We start from the raw sequence: 18,066 nt of genomic DNA on the forward strand, positions 1-18,066 counted from the left end.
TCAGCCCATCGCCCCGCTGGGCTCGATGGCCGCCTCCAGGAGCGCGGGCTCCAGGCGGGTGCGGGTGCGCCACCGACGGCGCTCGTCGAGGACCGTCCTGAGCACCCGCAGACCGTCCGAGATGGCGTGGAGGTTGCTCTCGCCGTGGATCCGCGACAGCTCGACGCTCGGGACCTCGACCACCCGCAGCCGGTTCTGCGCGAACCGGCAGTTGAGCAGGGTCTCGATCTCGAAGCCGTCGCCCCACGCCATGGCCTCCGCCCCGTCGGCCAGGTGGACCGGGGGCAGCTCGAGTGCCGGCAGCACGCGGCGCCAGAACGCGTTGTAGCCGTAGCAGAGGTCGGTGTACCGCGTTCCGAGGAGGGCGTTGGTCAGGAGGTTCAGCATCCGGTTGCCGAGGTTGCGGTGCAGCGTGATGTCCTCGCTGGCGCCGCCCGCCATGTACCGGCTGCCCTTGCTGACGTCCGCTCCGCGCACGAGCGCGTCGACGAAGCGGGGGATCTCGGCGGCGTCCGCCGAGCCGTCCGCGTCGAACATCACGATGATGTCGCCGGTGGCGCGCTCGAAGCCGCAGACCAGGGCGTTGCCCTTGCCGCGCCGCGTCTGGGTGATGACGTCGACACCCGGTCGGACGCGCCGCGCCACCTCGGCCGTCCCGTCGACGGAGTGGCCGTCGACCACGATGATCTCGTGGACCTCGGGCAGCTGGGGGAGGACGATCTCGAGGTTCTTCGCCTCGTTGCGTGCCGGGACGATGATCGAGATTCGGGGGGAGTGCAGATCGGTCATGGGGGAGGGCGCCTTTCGCAGAGATGAGACAGGACGTGATGACCAGAGCTGTTCAGTTGGCACGCAGAACCGATCTCCTGCGCGGCGTTGCGATCTCACGCCCTGGTTTCCCCGGACTCTCGTCGACGGAGGATCGGTCCGTTGCGATGCACTGCGGGAGGGGGAGCAGGGATGGTGCCGTTGCGGTGGATCTCTTCCTCGATGCTCCCGCCGTCGTGTTTCGGCCGGATAAACGGCCGACAGCAGTCCGATTAAGCCGGGCCGCGCCCTGTCCGCCGGATGGCCGACACCCGCCCTCCGCGTGTCCGCCGGATGGAGGACACTCCCAGGTGCGAGGCGCTCCGAGAGCGGTACGATGGCCCCAGCGGGCGCGATCGGACGCCGGACTCAGGAGGACGCACGTGTGGGGACGCAAGCGCGACGACGCGCTCTCGGATCAGTGCCAGTGCGGCCATGACCGCGACGCCCACGAGCACTACCGCCGGGGCACCGAGTGCTCGCTCTGCGACATCCGGCAGTGCTCACAGTTCCAGGCGGTCTCCGTGCCGCAGTACTCGAAGGCGTGAGGCTCCCCGCCCCGTAAGCTAGACCCTCGTGGTCACACGTCTGTCGAACTTCTTCCTCCGCACGCTCCGTGAAGATCCCGCGGATGCCGAGGTCACGAGCCATCGCCTGCTCGTGCGCGCCGGGTACATCCGCCGCGCCGCACCGGGGATCTTCACCTGGCTGCCGCTCGGCCTGCGCGTGAAGGCCAAGATCGAGGCCGTGATCCGCGAGGAGATGGCGGCCGCCGGGGCGTTCGAGGTGCACTTCCCCGCGCTCCTGCCGCGCGACCCGTACGAGGCGTCGGGCCGGTGGACCTCCTACGGCGACGGCATCTTCCGGCTGCAGGACCGCAAGGGGGCCGACTACCTGCTCGCGCCGACCCACGAGGAGATGTTCACGCTCCTCGTGAAGGACCTCTACTCGTCCTACAAGGACCTGCCGCTGACGATCTATCAGATCCAGGACAAGTACCGCGACGAGGCCCGTCCCCGTGCCGGGCTCCTGCGCGGCCGTGAGTTCACGATGAAGGACGCGTACTCGTTCGACTACACCGATGAGGGACAGGACCGCTCCTACCAGGCGCAGCGCGACGCCTACGAGCGCATCTTCCAGCGGCTCGGACTCGAATACGTCATCGTCGCCGCCGACAACGGGCTGATGGGCGGGGCCCGCTCCGAGGAGTTCCTCCACCCCACCCCGGTCGGCGAGGACACGTTCGTGCGCTCGGCCGGCGGCTACGCGGCCAACGTCGAGGCGTTCACGACGGTCGCCCCCGACCCCGTCCCGTTCGACGGCCTGCCCGATCCCGTGATCTTCGACTCTCCCGGCACGCCGACGATCGACACGCTCGTCGCGCACGCCAACGCCGTGCTCGACGGCGAGTTCACCGCGGCCGACACGCTGAAGAACGTCGTCCTCGCCCTGACCCACCTCGACGGCTCGCGCGAGCTGGTGGTCGTCGGCCTCCCCGGCGACCGCGAGATCGACGACAAGCGCGCCGAGGTGGCCTTCGCCCCCGCCGCGGTCGAGCCGGCCACCCCCGAGGACTTCGAGCGCCACCCGCTGCTGGTCAAGGGCTACATCGGCCCCTGGTCGCCGCAGGGTGCGATCCTCGGCGAGGAGTCTGCCACGGGCATCCGCTACCTCCTCGATCCCCGGGTCGTGGAGGGCACCTCGTGGATCACGGGCGCCAACATCGACCAGAAGCACGCGCACTCGGTCGTGGCCGGCCGCGACTTCGGCAACGACGGCTTCGTCGAGGTCGCGAGCGTCCGCCCCGGCGATCCGGCCCCCGACGGCTCGGGACCGGTCGAGCTTGCTCGCGGGATGGAGATCGGGCACGTCTTCGCGCTCGGCCGCTTCTTCGCCGAGACCCTCGGGCTGAAGGTGCTCGACGAGAACGGCAAGCAGGTCACCGTCACGATGGGCTCCTACGGCATCGGGGTCACGCGGATCCTCGCGATCATCGCCGAGCTCAACAACGACGACAAAGGCCTCGTGTGGCCGTCGTGGGTCGCGCCCTTCGACGTGCTGGTCGTCGGGACCGGTCGCGACGGCGCGGCGTTCGAGCTCGCCGAGACGCTGTCGGCGGACCTCGAGGCGGCCGGGTTCGACGTGCTCTACGACGACCGGCCCAAGGTGTCGCCCGGAGTGAAGTTCGCCGACGCCGAGCTCGTCGGCGTGCCGCGGATCGTCATCGTCGGCCGAGGTGCGGCCGACGGCGAGGTCGAGGTCTGGGACCGTCGCTCGGGAGAGCGCGAGGTCGTCCCCGTCGCCGAGGCCGTCGCGCGTCTCGCGCGCTGACGGGCGTCAGGGCTCGCGGTCCGCGCCGCCCGCGATCCACGGCGGTCCGAGCGGCACGACGCGCCGGCCCATCGTGCGCCAGTAGAACTTCTCGACGAGCATGTAGGTCGCCAGCGCCGAGGCGCCCAGCAGGACGATCGCGCCGGCGATCCCGAGCGCCTCGATCCCCGCGAACGCGCTGACCGACTCGAGCGCGAGCCCGACCGACACGCACACGAGCGTGACGGGGAGCACCGTGTTGTGGGTCGCGGCGGCGAACACGAAGCCGAGGGCGATGATCGCGAACATCAGGGAGAAGACGCCCCGGGGAGTGCCCGTCACCTCGAAGAAGCCGAGCTCGCCGCCGAGCAGGAACCCGGGCATGCAGATCCAGTACCAGCCGAACGCGTTGTAGACGAGGAAGTGGAAGTCGTCGCCCACGAAGTAGGACAGCATCCCGGCGATCACCTGCACCACGCCGCCGAAGACGGCGCCCACCCAGAAGACCGAGCTCTCCGTCTGCACTCCGAGGTGCTCGAGCTGGGCCGTGAGGGTGGCGATGACGAACCCGAGGAGGCCGATGAGACCGGGGTCGGCGCGGCGGGAGGAGGCGATGATGTCGCGGGGTCTCGTGCGGTCGGTCACAGCCTCACGCTAGCGGGGCGCCGCTCCGGGTGGGGAGGCTTCAGCAGGAGATACGTCCGTGCCGCATGGTGTCGTCCGGCGTGTCCCGCGTGAGGAGGGCCTTGAGCATCCCGGCGGCCATCACGATCTTCCCGTGCGCCGGCTCCCAGAACTCGACCTCCCGGGGCGTCACCCGCAGCAGGGCGATCCCGGGGGTCTCGAGACCGTCCTCGAACCAGATGTCGAGCGACGGTGTGTACAGCTGCTCCATCCGGGAACGGTCGTGGACCACGCGCGCCGCGCCGGCCACCGAGACGAAGCGCATGCCCTTCGCGTCGAGGTAGGCGAGTCCCACCGCGTGGTCGGCTTCGACCTCGTCGACCTTCTTCGTGTCGTCGGAGGTGAAGAACCAGATGTCGCCCGCGTCGTCCATCTCCCGGGTGCTCATCGGCCGGCTGACCAGGTTGCCCGCCTCGTCGTGGGTCGTCAGCATCGTGAAGTCGATGTCCTCGACGAGCTCCTTGACCCGTGCGAGGGCCTCGGGCCCGGTCACCTCGTTGTCGCCGCGGGGCGCGTCTTCGTCCGTCATGCACCGAGGCTCCCACCGGCCCGCGCGGCGCCCCAGGGGGTTGACACGCGCGTCCTGACGGATCCCCGGGAGTTGCGCCGATGTTCACCCTCCGGCTCCCGGACGTGGCACCCTGGCACCATGACGGACAGCACCATTCCGCCCGAGGTCACCGAAGACGTCCGCCGGCTCCTGGCCGACGCCGGCATCACCGACGACACCGAGCTGGTGTCGCGGATCCTCGTGACGGGGGTGGGCCTCGGACTCGACGACACCAGCCGCCTCGACCTGAAGATCACGTCTGCCGCGCTGTCCGAGATGCGCCTGGCGTTCCGGCTGTTCGCCCCGTATCGCGACATCCCGAAGGTGACCGTGTTCGGCTCGGCGCGCACGCGGCCGGACGACCCGCTCTACACGACGACCGTCGACCTCGCCCGCGAGCTCGCCCGCCGCGGCTGGATGGTCGTCACGGGCGCCGGGCCCGGCATCATGCAGGCCGCCGCGGAGGGCGCGGGCGCCGAGCACTCCCTGGGGGTCTCGATCCGGCTGCCGTTCGAGGAGAAGCCCAACGCGATCGTCGGCGCGAACTCCCGGAACGTCGCCATGAAGTACTTCTTCACGCGCAAGCTCATGCTCGTCAAGGAGTCCAGCGGCTTCGTGTGCATGCCCGGCGGGTTCGGCACGCTCGACGAGATGTTCGAGCTGCTCACGCTCCAGCAGACCGGCAAGGCCGAGCCGACGCCGATCGTCCTGCTCGACGAGCCGGGCGGGCACTTCTGGCGGGGCCTCCAGCAGTTCGCCGACGAGCACCTGATCCCCTCCGGCGTGATCTCGCCCGACGACCTGGACCGCGTGCTCGTCACCGACTCGGTGGAGCGCGCCGCCGAGGAGGTCACCGGCTTCTGGCGCAACTACGACTCGCTCCGCTGGATCGGGCAGCGCCTGGTCCTGCGACTGCGGGCCGAGCCCACCGACGCCGAGGTGGCGGAGCTCAACGAACGGTTCGGGCACCTGCTCACCACCGGGCGCATCGAGCGCTCGGGCCCGCGACGGCGGGAGGTGCAGGACGACGACCGGGTCGACCTGCCGCGCCTCATCATGAGCTACGACCAGTTCCGCGTCGGGCAGCTCTTCCACCTCATCCGCGCGGTCAACTCCCTGGCGAGCGCGCCGCCGGCTGCCCCGCCCGCAGCCCCGTCTCAGAGGCGGGCGTAGCGGGCTCAGAGGCGGGCGTAGCGGGCTCGGAGGAAGCAGAAGACCCCGTAGGCGAGCAGGCCGACGCCGATCGCGAAGACGAGGAGCGGTCCCGCCATCATCTCCAGCAGCGCGCGGACCGCGCCGTCGAGTCCTCCGGCGGCCTCCGGCTCCACGCGGACGGCTGCGACGATCAGCAGGATCCCCACGGCCAGCAGCGCGAACCCCTTCGCGAGGAACCCGATCATCCCGAGCACGGTCACGGCGCCGCCCATCGGCCCCGGAGGGATCTCCACCTTGGTGCGGAACGAGCGCCGCACGCCCATGACGATGAACGAGACGCCGCCCACGGCGAGGCCCGCGCCCACGAGCCCCAGCAGCCAGGGTCCGCCGGGGATGACGAGGATGCCGCGGCTGGCCGCCTGCGCGGACTCCTCGGCGTCCGGACGAGCCCCGAGGGCCACGGCGACCGCGATGGCGGCGATCGCGAGGAAGACGAGGGTCTGACCCCATTCGCCGATCCTCACCGCCCATTTCTTGACGTCGGACCCGCGGCTGGCGAGCACGCCGTTGGCCAGATGCCAGAGACCGAGGGCGGCGAGGAGCACGGCCAGCAGCCACAGCGCGGCGAAGCCGAGCGGAATCGTCGCGATCGCCTTGAACGCGCCCGCCTGATCGCTCTCGCCGCCGGCGCCGCGGGAGACGGCGATGACGATCGCCCCGATGATGAGGTGCACGACGCCGTTGGCGGCGTACCCGCCCCGCGCGAGCGCGCGGAGGGCGGTGGAGGAGCGGGCCTCCCGGGCCGCGTGCTTGGCGGCGGCTCGGGAGCCCGCACCGGTGGTCATGCGACCACGGTACTCATCTCACCGCTCGTCGGGGGAGTGGAGGTGATCGCGATGCTTCCGGTCCTGCCGGCGCTGGACCGGGACGTCGATCGGTCCCGTGACCGTCAGCTCGTCCTCCCAGCACTCGATCCCCGTCACGCCGGGCAGCCGGTCCCGGGTGAAGACGGGGTCGCGTCCCTCGCGCCGCTGCGCCGTGTAGTCCTTCAGCAGCCGGAAGGCGATCGGCGACAGCAGGGCGATGGCGACGAGGTTGATGAGGGCCATGAGCCCCATGACGCCGTCGGCGAGGTTCCAGACGAGGTCCGCCGAGGCCACCGATCCCGCGAGGACCGCGACGACGACCACGGCCCGGTACCCCGTGAGCACGCCGGGGCTGCGGGTGATGAACTCGATGTTGGACTCGCCGTAGTAGTAGTTGCCCAGGATCGACGAGAACGCCAGCAGGAAGACGATCACGGTCAGCGCGACGTTGGAGGCGGGCCCGCCGCGGAAGCTCCCGCGGTCCCGGGTCTTGAACAGCTGGGCGAGCGAGGACTCGATGAAGCTCGACGCGCCGCCGATGAACGCCATCAGCCACATCCAGAACACCGCGCCCGGGCCGCCGACGGCGATCGCGGTGCCGGCGCCGGCGATGTTGCCCACCCCCACGCGCGAGGCCGCCGAGATCGTGAACGCCTGGAACGCCGAGACCGACTGCGGCTCTCCGGCGGCGTGCGGCCATCGGGTCAGTATGGCCATCCCTGGCGCGCGATGCCAGGACGACCGCGCCGGGCATCGGGTAACGTTGTGTGGATGCCGCGGCGGTGACGCCGGGGCAGGACATCTGAAGAGGGAGGCACCTGTGGACATCGATCTGGGACTGCTGCGCACGGTCGAGCGAGAGAAGGAGATCCCCTTCGAGGAGCTCGTGCGGATCATCGAGCAGGCGATCCTCACCGCCTACGCCAAGCACACCTCCCCGACGGGTGAGCTCCCCGAGGGCGCCCGCGCGGTGCTCGACCGCAAGACCGGTCACGTCGCCGTGTTCGTGCCCCTGCTCGACGAGGAGGGCGCCGTCATCGGCGAGGAGGAGTCCACGCCCGAGGACTTCGGACGCATCGCCGCCTTCGCCGCCAAGCAGGTGATCAGCCAGCGCCTGCGCGACATCGCCGACGACGCGATCCTGGGCGAGTTCCGGGGCAAGGAGGGCGACATCGTCGCCGGCGTCGTGCAGCAGGGTCCGAACCCCCGCATGGTGCACGTCGACCTCGGCACGATCGAGGCCATCCTTCCGCCCGAGGAGCAGGTCCCCGGCGAGGACTACGCCCACGGCTCGCGCATCCGCGTCTACGTGACCTCGGTCGCCAAGGGCACCAAGGGCCCGGCCATCACGGTCTCGCGCACCCACCCCGGCCTCGTGCGCAAGCTCTTCGCCCTCGAGGTGCCCGAGATCGCCTCGGGTCTCGTCGAGATCGTCTCCCTCGCACGCGAGGCCGGTCATCGCACGAAGATCGCCGTCAAGGCGAACGATCCCGCCATCAACGCCAAGGGCGCGTGCATCGGCGAGCTGGGCCGGCGCGTGCGCGCGGTCACCGAGGAGCTCGGCGGGGAGAAGATCGACATCGTCGACTACGACGCCGAACTCGCGAAGTTCGTCGCCAACGCGCTCTCGCCGGCGAAGGTGACGTCGAGCTTCATCCTCGACGCGAACAGCAAGGCCGTCCGTGCGCTCGTGCCCGACTACCAGCTGTCGCTCGCGATCGGCAAGGAGGGCCAGAACGCCCGGCTCGCCGCCAAGCTGACCGGCGCCAAGATCGACATCCAGCCTGACAGCATCCTGGAGTCGTGACGGATCAATGCCGCGGAGCGGCGTTGACGCGTCATCGACTCCAGATTGAGCGAGGGAGCGCAGCGACGGAGTCGAAATCTCACCGCGGTGAGAGGGGGTAGGATGGAACCTGTTCGAACGTGCGTGGGATGCCGCGCGCGTGCCCCTCGATCCTCGCTCTTGAGGGTCGTCGCCCGAGACGGCGTCCTCGTCGCAGACGAGAAAGCCTCTCTCCCGGGCCGGGGCGCGTGGGTGCATGACACGGATGCGTGCGTGGACACCGCCATCCGGCGCCGCGCCTTCGGACGTGCACTGCGCGTGTCAGGCCAGCTTGACATGCAGACCTTTCAAACCACCCACCAGCGAAACGGCTGAACGGCTATGGACTCAAAGTGAACGGCTCGAAATGAGACCCGTCCGCACGTAACGGTCTGCCCTGTCCGGGGTAGGCCCCAGACAGGAGAATTGTGGCAAAACCACGCGTACACGAGATCGCTTCCGAACTCGGCGTCGACAGTAAGGTCGCCCTCGCGAAGCTGAAGGAGCTCGGCGAGTTCGTCAAGAGCCCCTCGTCGACCATCGAGCCCCCCGTGGCTCGCAAGCTCCGTGCCGCCCTCGAGGCGGAGGGCTCCGCGAAGCCCGCCGGAGCGACGCCTGCCCCGGCGCGCCCCGCCGCCAAGCCCGCGGCGCCGGGAGCCAAGCCCGGTCCCGCGCGCCCCGCTGCGCCCGCGGCCCCGGCTGCTCCCGCGGCTGCGGCCCCCGCTGCTGCGGCGACCCCGGCTCCGGCCGCCCCGGCCCCGGCTGCTCCGGCGGCCCCGGCCGCGCCCGGTTCGGCGGCTCCGGCCGCCCCGGCGACCCCCGGCTCCGCGACGCCCGGTGCGGCGTCGCCCGCCGCGCCCCGCCCCGGTGGCGCGCGCCCCGGCAACAACCCGTTCGCGTCCTCGCAGGGCATGGGCCAGCGTCCCGCCGGTCCCCGTCCCGGCAACAACCCCTTCGCCTCGGCGCAGGGCATGGGCCAGCGTCCGACCCCCGGCAACATCCCGCGTCCGCAGGCTCCGCGCCCCGGTGCCCCCCGTCCCGGCGCTCCGCGTCCGGGCGGCGCGGGTCGTCCCGGCGGCGGCGGTCGTCCCGGCGCCCCGTTCCAGCAGCGTCCCGGCGGCCCCGGTCGTCCCGGCGGTGCCGGCGGCGGCTTCCAGCGTCCCGGCGCGCCCGGCGCGGGTGCTCCCGGTGGCGGGTTCGCCGGTCGTCCCGGCGGTGGCGGCGGTCGTGGCCGCGGCCCCGGCGGCGGTACCGCCGGTGCCTTCGGCAAGGGCGGCGGCAAGTCCAAGCAGCGCAAGTCGCGCAGGGCGAAGCGGCAGGAGTTCGAGATGCGGTCGGCGCCGGTCGTCGGCGGCGTCAACGTCTCGCGCGGCAACGGCGAGATCATCCGTCTGCGTCGCGGCGCCTCGATCGCCGACTTCGCGGACAAGCTCGAGGCCCTGAACGGCTACACCGTCCAGCCCGGCACGCTCGTGACCATCCTCTTCAACCTGGGTGAGATGGCCACGGCCACCGAGTCGCTCGACGAGGCGACCTTCGAGGTCCTCGGCGCGGAGCTCGGCTACAAGATCCAGATGGTCTCGCCCGAGGACGAGGACAAGGAGCTTCTGGAGGGCTTCGGTCTCGACCTCGAGGCGGAGCTGGAGGCCGAGAGCGAGGACGACCTCGAGATCCGTCCGCCCGTCGTGACCGTCATGGGCCACGTCGACCACGGTAAGACGCGACTGCTCGACGCCATCCGCCAGACGAACGTCGTGGCGGGCGAGGCCGGCGGCATCACGCAGCACATCGGTGCGTACCAGGTGTGGACCGAGCACGAGGGCATCGAGCGGGCCGTCACCTTCATCGACACCCCGGGTCACGAGGCGTTCACCGCCATGCGTGCCCGTGGTGCGCAGGTGACCGACCTCGCGATCCTCGTGGTCGCCGCCGACGACGGCATCATGCCGCAGACGGTGGAGGCGCTGAACCACGCGCAGGCGGCCGGTGTCCCGATCGTCGTGGCGGTGAACAAGATCGACAAGCCCGAGGCGAACCCCGCCAAGGTGCGTCAGCAGCTCACCGAGTACGGCCTCGTGGCCGAGGAGTACGGCGGCGACGTCATGTTCGTCGACGTCTCCGCGCGTCAGAACATCGGCATCCAGGACCTCCTCGACGCCGTGCTGCTCACCGCCGACGCGGGACTGGACCTCACGGCCAACCCGAACAAGGCGGCGCGAGGCGTCGCGATCGAGGCCAAGCTCGACAAGGGCCGCGGCTCGGTGGCGACCGTCCTGATCCAGTCCGGAACGCTGCGCGTCGGAGACGCGATCGTCGCCGGCACGGCGTACGGCCGTGTCCGCGCGATGATCGACGAGAACGGCGACCCGGTCGAGGAGGCCTACCCGTCGCGTCCCGTGCAGGTGCAGGGTCTGAACTCGGTGCCGCGCGCCGGGGACACCTTCATCGTCACGGAGGAGGACCGCACGGCCCGCCAGATCGCTGAGAAGCGCGAGGCGGCCGAGCGCAACGCCCAGCTGGCCAAGGCCCGCAAGCGCATCTCGCTCGAGGACTTCACCCGCGCTCTCGAAGAGGGCAAGGTCGAGTCGCTCAACCTCATCATCAAGGGCGACGTGTCCGGTGCCGTCGAGGCGCTGGAGGAGTCGCTCCTCAAGATCGAGGTCGACGACTCGGTGCAGCTGCGCATCATCCACCGCGGCGTGGGTGCGATCACCGAGTCCGACGTGAACCTGGCGACGATCGACAACGCGATCGTCATCGGCTTCAACGTGCGACCCGACGCGAAGGCGCGCGAGCGCGCCGCCCGCGAGGGTGTCGACATCCGCTTCTACTCCGTCATCTACAACGCGATCGATGACGTCGAGCAGTCCCTCACGGGCATGCTCAAGCCGGAGTACGAAGAGGTCCAGTCGGGTGTGGCCGAGATCCGCGAGGTGTTCCGCTCCTCGAAGTTCGGCAACATCGCCGGTGTCATCGTCCGCTCGGGAACGATCACGCGCAACGCGAAGGCGCGCGTCATCCGCGACGGTGTCGTCCTCGCCGATGGCCTCGCCATCGAGTCGCTGCGTCGCTTCAAGGACGACGTCACCGAGGTCCGTACCGACTTCGAAGCCGGTATCGGCCTCGGCAAGTACAACGACATCCAGATCGGCGACGAGATCGAGACCACCGAGATGGTCGAGAAGCCGCGCGGCTGATCTGTCACGGTCGTCGCTGCGGCGGTGACCTCCGGACTCGGATGCCCGCCTTCGGCAAGAGTGGGGCCCCTACCCCAATTGCCTCAGTCGGGCATCCGAGTCCTCCGGTCTCCGCCTCCGCGGCGGCCGACCCGCTCCGCCACGTGGCAGGGAGGGAAAGAGAAGGAGAAGGACATGAGTTCGGAACGTCAGGCGCGACTGGCAGACCGCATCCGGGTGCTCATCGCGGAGCGGCTCGACAAGGGGCTGCGCGACCCGCGCCTCGGGTTCGTGACGATCACCGATGTGCGCGTCACCGGTGATCTCCAGCATGCTTCGGTGTTCTACACCGTCTACGGCTCCGACCAGGAGCGCGCCGACTCGGCCGCTGCACTGACCTCGGCGACCGGCATGCTCCGCAGCGAGGTCGGCCGTCGCCTCGGCGTGCGGCTGACGCCCACGCTCGAGTTCATCCACGACGCACTGCCCGAGAACGCCGGGCACATCGAGGACCTCCTGCGCGAGGCGCGCGAGCGCGACGCCGCCGTGGCCGGCCTCGCGACGGGCGCGCACTACGCGGGCGACGAGGACCCCTACGTCAAGCCGCGCGAGGACGACGACGCCGACACCGCAGACGACGCCGACACCACTGACGACGCCGACGAAGAGGACTGACAGGGCCCGCCCGATCCGCCGGGAGGTCGACGGCGGGCACTGCCCTCACGCTTCGACGAGGTGACGTCCCCATTCCGTGGCCCGGACGAGTTCGCCCTCCTCGAGGGGGCCGTGCTTGCCGGCGACGAAGAAGTCCACCACCTCGGCGGCGACGCTCTCGTGCGAGCGGAGCGCCTTCGCCGCCGACTTCGCGGCGGAACCGGTCAGGAAAGAATGCCCCTGACGTGTCGAGAACGTGACGACGCGGGGCACGGGCAGCGGCGAGGGCAGCGTTCTCAGCCATTCGCGCACGCCCGTCTCCGTGGCGTCGGCGCCGTCCGACAGCGCCGCCGCCCGGCTGTCCGGCCGCGACATGGCGAAGGCGTGCGTCGGGCCGCCGATGACGAGCAGGTCGAGGTCGTCGGCGAGCGCGGCCGGCGCCTCGTCGACGGCGACCACCTGGGCGCGCCCGCGCTCGCGCAGACCGCGTGCGATGGCCTGGGCGACCTGCTCCGTGTTGCCGAACTGCGATTCGAAGACGACGAGACTGTTCATGGGGCGGACACTAGACCGCGCCGGCCGTGCGCGGCGCGTCCTCGGTCCGTGCAAAATCCCGGCGACGGGGTGGGTCAGTCCTCGGCGCGAACGGAAGGTGCGTCGCCGACGGGATGGCCCGGGAGCGACAGCAACCCGCCGCGCGCCTCGGCGAGCCCGTCCACGATGAGGGAGTCGATGGCGCGGTCGCGCTGCGGGGCGTCCGGCCAATCGGGGACGATGTCGTCGAGGGGCACGGCCGCCGGGGCCGCGGCCCGAAGCGCGCGCAGCACCGCGCCGCGCGCCTGCCGGTCGCTGCCCTCGTAGCGCGCCTGGCGCCGGCGCTCGTCGCCGGTGTCGGGGTAGCCGGCGGCACGCCACGCGCAGCGGTCGGCGATGGGGCACGCGTCGCAGCGGGGGGAGCGCGCGGTGCAGACGACGGCGCCGAGCTCCATCGCGGCGGCGTTGACGATCGCCGCCTCCGCGGTGTCCGCCGGAAGGATCGCCTCCATCGCCGCGAGGTCGCGCCGCGCGGGGGGACCGGGCTGGGAGCGGCCTCCGACGGCGCGGGCGAGCACCCGTCGCGTGTTCGTGTCGACGACGGGATGCCGGTCCCCGTAGGCGAAGACGGCGACCGCCCGCGCCGTGTAGTCGCCGATCCCCGTCAGCGCGAGCAGCGCGGCGACGTCCCGCGGCACGACGCCGTCGTGCCGATCGCGGATCTCGACCGCCGCCCGGTGGAGCCAGAGGGCCCGGCGCGGGTAGCCGAGGTTGGCCCACTGGCGCACGGCCTCGGCGGGCGCGTCCGCGGCGAGCGCCGCCGGCGCCGGCCAGCGGGCGAGCCACGCCTCGAGGTGCGGGATCACGCGGTTCACGGGCGTCTGCTGGAGCATGAACTCGCTGACGAGCACGCCCCAGGCCCCGAAGCCGGGCGCGCGCCACGGGAGGGGGCGCGCATGAGCCCGGAACCACGCGCTGAGCGGGGTGGCGAGGTCGGGCACTCCTCCACCCTACGGCGGCGGATCGCCGCGCGGCCGTAGGCTGGATGCCATGCGACTGCCCGTCACCCCCGCCTCCACGCTCTGGCGCTCGCTGCGCGACGAGGTGCGCCGAGACTACCCGCGGGGGCGCATCATGATCGCCGTCGACGGCGAGGACGGTGCCGGCAAGACGCGCTTCGCAGACAACCTGGCATCCGTCTTCGCCGAGGACGGCTCGGCGGTCTTCCGAGCCTCGATCGACGGCTTCCACCGCCCGCGGGCGGAGCGTTACGCCCGCGGGCGCACGTCGCCCGAGGGCTTCTATCGGGACTCCTACGACGAGGCGACGTTCCGCCGCGTGCTCGTCGATCCCTTCCGCTCCGGGGCGATGACCGACGCCGGGTTCCAGCTGGCCGCGTTCGACGTGGCGCGGGACGAGCCCGTGGAATCCGAATGGGTGACCGCGCCCCGCGACGCCGTGCTGATCGTCGACGGGATCTTCCTGAACCGTCCCGAGCTGCGCGGCATCTGGCACTGGTCGGTGTGGCTCGACGCGCCGCTCGATGTCCGGTACGCGCGCATGGCCGCTCGCGACGGGAGCGATCCGGATCCCGCCGCCGAGAGCAACCGTCGCTATCGCGGGGGCCAGGACCTCTACCTGCGCGAGGCCGATCCGCGCCACGCCGCCTCGGCGATCGTCGACAACACCGATCCCGACGCGCCGCGACGCGTCTACCAGGACTTCTGCTGATGGGTCCCCGCGGCATCCTCCTGGTCGACAAGCCGGCCGGGATCACCAGTCACGACGTCGTCGCCCGCTCCCGCCGTGCGCTGGACACCCGCAAGATCGGCCACGCCGGCACGCTCGACCCCATGGCCACGGGCCTGCTGATCCTCGGCGTCGGCAGCGCCACGCGGCTCCTCACCTTCATCGTCGGGCTCGACAAGACCTACGAGGCGACCATCCGCCTGGGCGTGTCCACCGACTCGGACGACGCCGACGGCGTCGAGACGGCGCGCGCCGATGACGCGCTCGTCGACGCGGTCTCCGACGACGCGATCGCGACGGGGATCGCCGGCCTCACCGGCTCCATCTCGCAGGTCCCGAGCACCGTCTCGGCGATCAAGGTGGGCGGCAGGCGCGCCTACGACCTGGCGCGGGCGGGGGAGGAGGTCGCCCTGAAGGCCCGAGAGGTCACCGTCTCGCGGTTCGACGTGCGGGCCGTGCGTCGCTCGCCGGGCACCGTGGACCTCGACGTCGTCGTCGACTGCTCCAGCGGCACCTACATCCGCGCCCTGGCCCGCGACCTGGGCGCCGCCCTCGGCGTGGGCGGGCACCTCACGGCGCTGCGACGCACGCGGATCGGTCCGTTCGAGGTGACGGCCGCGTCACCCGACATCGCCCCGGACACCCCCGTGCTCGGCGCCGCGGAGGTCGCCGCCGCGGTACTCGGCGCATTCGCCGTCACCGCCGAGGAGGCACGGGACCTGCGACACGGCAAGCGGCTGGGCGGGGCCGCGGACCGCCTCGACGGGGCGCACCCGACCCCGGCGGCGATCGACCCGGACGGACGCCTGGTCGGCATCGTCGAGCGGCGCGGCGGCGATGTGAAGAGCATCATGAACATGGCCGAGGAGGAGTCCACGTGATCCTGTGGTTCACCATCGCCCAGGTCGCGGTCGCCGTCGCGGCGGGGCTCCTGTGCACCGTGGCCGGTCTCGCGGGCCGTCGGCCGGGCGACGTGACCGTCGGCAGTCTGGCGCTTCTGCTCCTGCTGCTGATCGGCCAGGTGGTCGTCGCGGTCATCGCGCCGTTCGCAGGCAACGCCCCCACCGGGAGCGCGCTGGAGTTCTGGGTCTACCTGGTCTCGGCGGTGCTCCTGCCTCCGGCCGCCGTCGCCTGGGCGCTGATCGAGCGCAGCCGATGGAGCACCGTCATCATGGGCATCGCGGCGCTGGCCGTGGCGGTCATGGTGTGGCGCATGCACGTGATCTGGACCGTGCAGATCGGCTGAGCGGCGGCGCGGGCTCCGGCCCCGCCGCGCCGACCTATCATGGACGAGTCATGTCTTCGCCTCGTCCCCGGATGACCGGTATCGGCCGCGTCCTCGTGATCGTCTACGCGATCATGGCACTCGCCGCCACCGGGCGATCCCTCGTCCAGATCATCGAGGACTTCGAGGCCGCGCCCGTCGCGTACACCCTGTCGGCGTTCGCGGCGGCGGTCTACATCGTCGCGACCGTCGCCCTCGTCCGTGCCGGCTCGCGGGGCTGGTACCTCGTCGCCTGGATCGCCATCTGCGTGGAGCTCGCGGGGGTCCTGATCGTCGGCACCCTCAGCTTCGTCGCGCCCGCGCTGTTCGCCCACGATGCGACCGTCTGGTCGGGTTACGGCTACGGCTACTTCTGGGTGCCGCTGATCCTGCCGGTGCTCGGACTGTGGTGGCTGGTGAAGGGCGGTCGCGAGGGCGTCGAGGCCGCCGTCGCCGTCGAGGAGGGGTCGTCCTGGTGATCGTCTTCCGTGATCCGGCCGAGGTGCCGGCCGGCTTCGGCCCGAGCGTGGTCGCCATCGGCAAGTTCGACGGCGTGCACTCGGGGCATCGCGCCGTCGTGGCGCGTGCGCGCATCGAGGCTGCGGGCGCCGGTGCCCGCGTCGTCGCGGTGACCTTCGACCGCAACCCGCTGAGTCTCCTGCGGCCGGAGCTGTGCCCCGACCCGCTGTCGAGCCTGGAGCAGAAGCTCGACCTCCTCTCCGAGGAGGGGGTCGATGCGACGCTGGTGCTGCGCTTCGACGAGGAGCTCGCCGCCGTCCCGGCCCGCGAGTTCGTCGAGCGGTTCCTCGTCGGCGCGCTGGGCGCGATCACGGTGATGGTCGGCGACGACTTCCGCTTCGGCCGCGGCGGCGAGGGCGATCCGCACACCCTCGCCGCGCTCGGGCGCGAGCTCGGCTTCGGCGTCGACATCGTCGGCGACGTGCAGGGCGCCGGCCGCCGCGTCTCGTCGACCTGGATCCGCGACCTGCTGAACGCGGGCGACGTGGAGGGAGCCGCCCGCCTGCTGGGACGCCCGCACACCATGCGCGCGGAGGTGGTCCACGGACTCAAGCGCGGCCGCGAGCTGGGATATCCGACGGCCAACCTGTCCGCGGACGCCGAGGGCTTCGTGCCCGCAGACGGGGTGTATGCCGGCTGGCTGATCGACGAGGGGCCGATCGACGCCCGGACGCCGGCGGTGACCCGGTATCCGGCGGCGATCTCCGTCGGCACGAATCCGACCTTCGACGACGTGCCGACGCGGCAGGTCGAGGCGTACGTCCTCGACGAGACCCGGCTGGACCTCTACGGCCACCGCGTCCAGGTGCAGTTCACGCACCGCATCCGGGGCATGGTCGCCTTCGAGGGCATCGAGGCGCTGACCGCGCAGATGGCCGACGACGTCACGCGCGTGCGCGAGGCGCTCGCGGGCTGACCCGTCGTCCGCTCAGTACGACGAGCTGTCGACGGCGCCGGTCGCGTCCTCGCCGGCGTCGACGCGTCGCGCCTCGCCGAGGATGACGGCGCTGCCGCTCGTGCCGAGCCGGGTGGCGCCCGCCTCGAGCATCGCGAGGGCGTCCGCGTAGCTGCGCACACCGCCCGATGCCTTCACCTGGACGCCCTCGCCGACGCTGTCGCGCATCAGCCGGACGTGCGCCGCGGTGGCGCCGCCGCCCGCGAAGCCGGTGGACGTCTTCACGAAGTCGGCGCCGCCGGCCTCGGTGAGGCGGCTTCCGCGCGCGATCTGCTCCTCGTCGAGGAGGGCGGTCTCGAGGATCACCTTGGTGATGCGGCCGTCGGCGGCCGCCACGACGGCGCGGATGTCGTCGACCACGACGTCGTCGAAGCCCGACCGCAGCGCGCCGATGTTGACGACCATGTCGAACTCGACGGCGCCGTCGGACAGGGCCTGACGCACCTCCGCGACCTTCGCCGCGGTCGAGGTGGTGCCGTGCGGGAAGCCGATCACGGTGCCCACCGCGACGCCGGTGCCCGACAGTCGGGAGACGGCGTGGGGGATGTCGCTCGGCCGCACGCACACGCTGAACACGCCCCACTCCGCGGCGATGTCGAGCTCGGCGTCGACGTCGGCTCGGGTCAGCTCGGGCTTGAGGATCGCGTGGTCGAGGGTGGCCGCCAGCGCGCGCTCGGAGATGTGGGACATGCCTCCAGCGTACGCCGCGGAATACCCCAGGGGGGTATCCTGTTATCACCCCTGACCCTGTGAGGAGCAGCCATGACCACCCAGACCTATCTCGTCGACGGCATGACGTGCGGCCACTGCGCCGCGGCGGTGACCCGCGAGGTCCGCGCCGTCGACGGCGTCACCGACACCGCGGTCGATGTGACCGCGAAGACCCTCACGGTGACCACCGGCCCGGACGCGCCCGCCGACGAGGCCATCGCCGCAGCGGTCGTCGAGGCCGGATACACGCTCGTCGGCCGCGCCTGACGCGCGGCGGCCGCATCACCAGAGACCACCGAGGAGCCGA

21 protein-coding genes are annotated in these 18,066 nt (G+C 71.7%); 13 read left to right on the top strand and 8 right to left on the bottom strand.

Annotation, left to right across the window (positions count from 1 at the left end; translation table 11 throughout):
* Positions 1-789 (bottom strand): glycosyltransferase family 2 protein, encoded by a 789-nt coding sequence (locus QQZ13_RS11185; RefSeq protein ID WP_284529206.1) that lies wholly within the window; start codon positions 787-789, stop codon positions 1-3.
* Positions 790-1,190: 401 nt separating this feature from the next.
* Between QQZ13_RS11185 and QQZ13_RS11190 the strand changes: the two genes are divergently transcribed.
* Together QQZ13_RS11190 and QQZ13_RS11195 are read left to right on the top strand one after the other, a co-directional pair.
* Entirely contained in the window at positions 1,191-1,355 is a 165-nt protein-coding gene (locus QQZ13_RS11190) for a hypothetical protein (RefSeq protein ID WP_284529207.1), read from the top strand.
* Positions 1,356-1,383: 28 nt separating this feature from the next.
* Positions 1,384-3,138 carry a proline--tRNA ligase gene (locus QQZ13_RS11195; RefSeq protein WP_284529214.1) on the top strand — a complete coding sequence of 585 codons (1,755 nt, stop codon included), beginning with the start codon at positions 1,384-1,386 and terminating at the stop codon, positions 3,136-3,138.
* Between the two features lie 6 nt (positions 3,139-3,144).
* Here the strand turns inward: QQZ13_RS11195 and QQZ13_RS11200 are convergent, their stop codons facing one another.
* On the bottom strand, positions 3,145-3,762 hold the full coding sequence (locus QQZ13_RS11200) for an acetate uptake transporter family protein (protein ID WP_284529222.1): 618 nt from the start codon (positions 3,760-3,762) through the stop codon (positions 3,145-3,147).
* 40 nt (positions 3,763-3,802) lie between these two features.
* On the bottom strand, positions 3,803-4,330 hold the full coding sequence (locus QQZ13_RS11205) for a pyridoxamine 5'-phosphate oxidase family protein (protein ID WP_284529224.1): 528 nt from the start codon (positions 4,328-4,330) through the stop codon (positions 3,803-3,805).
* A gap of 120 nt (positions 4,331-4,450) precedes the next feature.
* Between QQZ13_RS11205 and QQZ13_RS11210 the strand changes: the two genes are divergently transcribed.
* Positions 4,451-5,524: a TIGR00730 family Rossman fold protein gene (locus QQZ13_RS11210; protein ID WP_284529225.1), complete on the top strand. Its 1,074-nt coding sequence runs from the start codon at positions 4,451-4,453 to the stop codon at positions 5,522-5,524.
* A gap of 5 nt (positions 5,525-5,529) precedes the next feature.
* Here the strand turns inward: QQZ13_RS11210 and QQZ13_RS11215 are convergent, their stop codons facing one another.
* A complete protein-coding gene (locus tag QQZ13_RS11215) occupies positions 5,530-6,351 on the bottom strand; it encodes a DUF1206 domain-containing protein (RefSeq protein ID WP_284529226.1) in 822 nt (273 codons plus the stop codon).
* Positions 6,352-6,369: 18 nt separating this feature from the next.
* Positions 6,370-7,089, bottom strand: a complete 720-nt coding sequence (locus QQZ13_RS11220; protein WP_284529229.1) for an alanine:cation symporter family protein — start codon at positions 7,087-7,089, stop codon at positions 6,370-6,372.
* A 103-nt stretch (positions 7,090-7,192) separates the two neighbouring features.
* On the opposite strand from QQZ13_RS11220, the gene nusA reads away from it, so the two are divergent.
* From nusA to rbfA, 4 genes are all read left to right on the top strand, one after another.
* A complete protein-coding gene (nusA, locus tag QQZ13_RS11225) occupies positions 7,193-8,179 on the top strand; it encodes a transcription termination factor NusA (protein ID WP_284529232.1) in 987 nt (328 codons plus the stop codon).
* Between the two features lie 102 nt (positions 8,180-8,281).
* A complete protein-coding gene (locus QQZ13_RS11230) occupies positions 8,282-8,533 on the top strand; it encodes a YlxR family protein (RefSeq protein ID WP_284529235.1) in 252 nt (83 codons plus the stop codon).
* A 92-nt stretch (positions 8,534-8,625) separates the two neighbouring features.
* Positions 8,626-11,394, top strand: coding sequence for a translation initiation factor IF-2 (gene infB, locus QQZ13_RS11235; protein WP_284529238.1), 2,769 nt, complete (start codon positions 8,626-8,628; stop codon positions 11,392-11,394).
* A 174-nt stretch (positions 11,395-11,568) separates the two neighbouring features.
* On the top strand, positions 11,569-12,048 hold the full coding sequence (gene rbfA / locus QQZ13_RS11240) for a 30S ribosome-binding factor RbfA (protein WP_284529239.1): 480 nt from the start codon (positions 11,569-11,571) through the stop codon (positions 12,046-12,048).
* Between the two features lie 45 nt (positions 12,049-12,093).
* Here rbfA and QQZ13_RS11245 read toward each other — a convergent pair whose 3' ends face one another.
* Together QQZ13_RS11245 and QQZ13_RS11250 are read right to left on the bottom strand one after the other, a co-directional pair.
* Positions 12,094-12,582 carry a flavodoxin family protein gene (locus tag QQZ13_RS11245; protein ID WP_284529241.1) on the bottom strand — a complete coding sequence of 163 codons (489 nt, stop codon included), beginning with the start codon at positions 12,580-12,582 and terminating at the stop codon, positions 12,094-12,096.
* Positions 12,583-12,656: 74 nt separating this feature from the next.
* Entirely contained in the window at positions 12,657-13,562 is a 906-nt protein-coding gene (locus QQZ13_RS11250) for an A/G-specific adenine glycosylase (protein WP_284529244.1), read from the bottom strand.
* A 49-nt stretch (positions 13,563-13,611) separates the two neighbouring features.
* Between QQZ13_RS11250 and QQZ13_RS11255 the strand changes: the two genes are divergently transcribed.
* From QQZ13_RS11255 to QQZ13_RS11275, 5 genes are all read left to right on the top strand, one after another.
* Complete coding sequence (locus tag QQZ13_RS11255) at positions 13,612-14,292, top strand: uridine kinase (protein ID WP_284529245.1); 681 nt, start codon at positions 13,612-13,614, stop codon at positions 14,290-14,292.
* Entirely contained in the window at positions 14,292-15,191 is a 900-nt protein-coding gene (truB, locus tag QQZ13_RS11260; RefSeq protein ID WP_284529246.1) for a tRNA pseudouridine(55) synthase TruB, read from the top strand. Before QQZ13_RS11255 ends, truB begins: the two co-directional genes overlap by 1 nt.
* Positions 15,188-15,556 (top strand): hypothetical protein, encoded by a 369-nt coding sequence (locus tag QQZ13_RS11265; protein WP_284529248.1) that lies wholly within the window; start codon positions 15,188-15,190, stop codon positions 15,554-15,556. The genes truB and QQZ13_RS11265 overlap by 4 nt, the downstream gene beginning before the upstream one ends.
* Before the next feature lie 71 nt (positions 15,557-15,627).
* A complete protein-coding gene (locus tag QQZ13_RS11270; RefSeq protein ID WP_284529249.1) occupies positions 15,628-16,053 on the top strand; it encodes a hypothetical protein in 426 nt (141 codons plus the stop codon).
* Positions 16,050-17,009: a bifunctional riboflavin kinase/FAD synthetase gene (locus QQZ13_RS11275; RefSeq protein WP_284529250.1), complete on the top strand. Its 960-nt coding sequence runs from the start codon at positions 16,050-16,052 to the stop codon at positions 17,007-17,009. Before QQZ13_RS11270 ends, QQZ13_RS11275 begins: the two co-directional genes overlap by 4 nt.
* A 12-nt stretch (positions 17,010-17,021) precedes the next feature.
* Here QQZ13_RS11275 and deoC read toward each other — a convergent pair whose 3' ends face one another.
* Complete coding sequence (gene deoC / locus QQZ13_RS11280) at positions 17,022-17,738, bottom strand: deoxyribose-phosphate aldolase (protein WP_284529252.1); 717 nt, start codon at positions 17,736-17,738, stop codon at positions 17,022-17,024.
* A gap of 72 nt (positions 17,739-17,810) precedes the next feature.
* On the opposite strand from deoC, the gene QQZ13_RS11285 reads away from it, so the two are divergent.
* A complete protein-coding gene (locus tag QQZ13_RS11285) occupies positions 17,811-18,026 on the top strand; it encodes a heavy-metal-associated domain-containing protein (protein WP_284529253.1) in 216 nt (71 codons plus the stop codon).
* Positions 18,027-18,066 lie beyond the last annotated feature (40 nt).

The sequence above is a fragment of the Microbacterium sp. T2.11-28 genome, assembly GCF_950097975.1.
GTDB lineage: Bacteria > Actinomycetota > Actinomycetes > Actinomycetales > Microbacteriaceae > Microbacterium.

Excerpts from the sequence above, each read along its gene's own strand:
- QQZ13_RS11215 (WP_284529226.1), bottom strand. The coding sequence starts at position 6,351 with ATGACCACCGGTGCGGGCTCCCGAGCCGCCGCCAAGCACGCGGCCCGG.
- QQZ13_RS11205 (WP_284529224.1), bottom strand. The coding sequence starts at position 4,330 with ATGACGGACGAAGACGCGCCCCGCGGCGACAACGAGGTGACCGGGCCC.
- QQZ13_RS11185 (WP_284529206.1), bottom strand. The coding sequence starts at position 789 with ATGACCGATCTGCACTCCCCCCGAATCTCGATCATCGTCCCGGCACGC.
- QQZ13_RS11285 (WP_284529253.1), top strand. The coding sequence starts at position 17,811 with ATGACCACCCAGACCTATCTCGTCGACGGCATGACGTGCGGCCACTGC.
- truB (WP_284529246.1), top strand. The coding sequence starts at position 14,292 with ATGGGTCCCCGCGGCATCCTCCTGGTCGACAAGCCGGCCGGGATCACC.
- deoC (WP_284529252.1), bottom strand. The coding sequence starts at position 17,738 with ATGTCCCACATCTCCGAGCGCGCGCTGGCGGCCACCCTCGACCACGCG.
- QQZ13_RS11220 (WP_284529229.1), bottom strand. The coding sequence starts at position 7,089 with ATGGCCATACTGACCCGATGGCCGCACGCCGCCGGAGAGCCGCAGTCG.
- QQZ13_RS11255 (WP_284529245.1), top strand. The coding sequence starts at position 13,612 with ATGCGACTGCCCGTCACCCCCGCCTCCACGCTCTGGCGCTCGCTGCGC.
- QQZ13_RS11245 (WP_284529241.1), bottom strand. The coding sequence starts at position 12,582 with ATGAACAGTCTCGTCGTCTTCGAATCGCAGTTCGGCAACACGGAGCAG.
- rbfA (WP_284529239.1), top strand. The coding sequence starts at position 11,569 with ATGAGTTCGGAACGTCAGGCGCGACTGGCAGACCGCATCCGGGTGCTC.
- QQZ13_RS11270 (WP_284529249.1), top strand. The coding sequence starts at position 15,628 with ATGACCGGTATCGGCCGCGTCCTCGTGATCGTCTACGCGATCATGGCA.
- QQZ13_RS11230 (WP_284529235.1), top strand. The coding sequence starts at position 8,282 with ATGGAACCTGTTCGAACGTGCGTGGGATGCCGCGCGCGTGCCCCTCGA.
- QQZ13_RS11210 (WP_284529225.1), top strand. The coding sequence starts at position 4,451 with ATGACGGACAGCACCATTCCGCCCGAGGTCACCGAAGACGTCCGCCGG.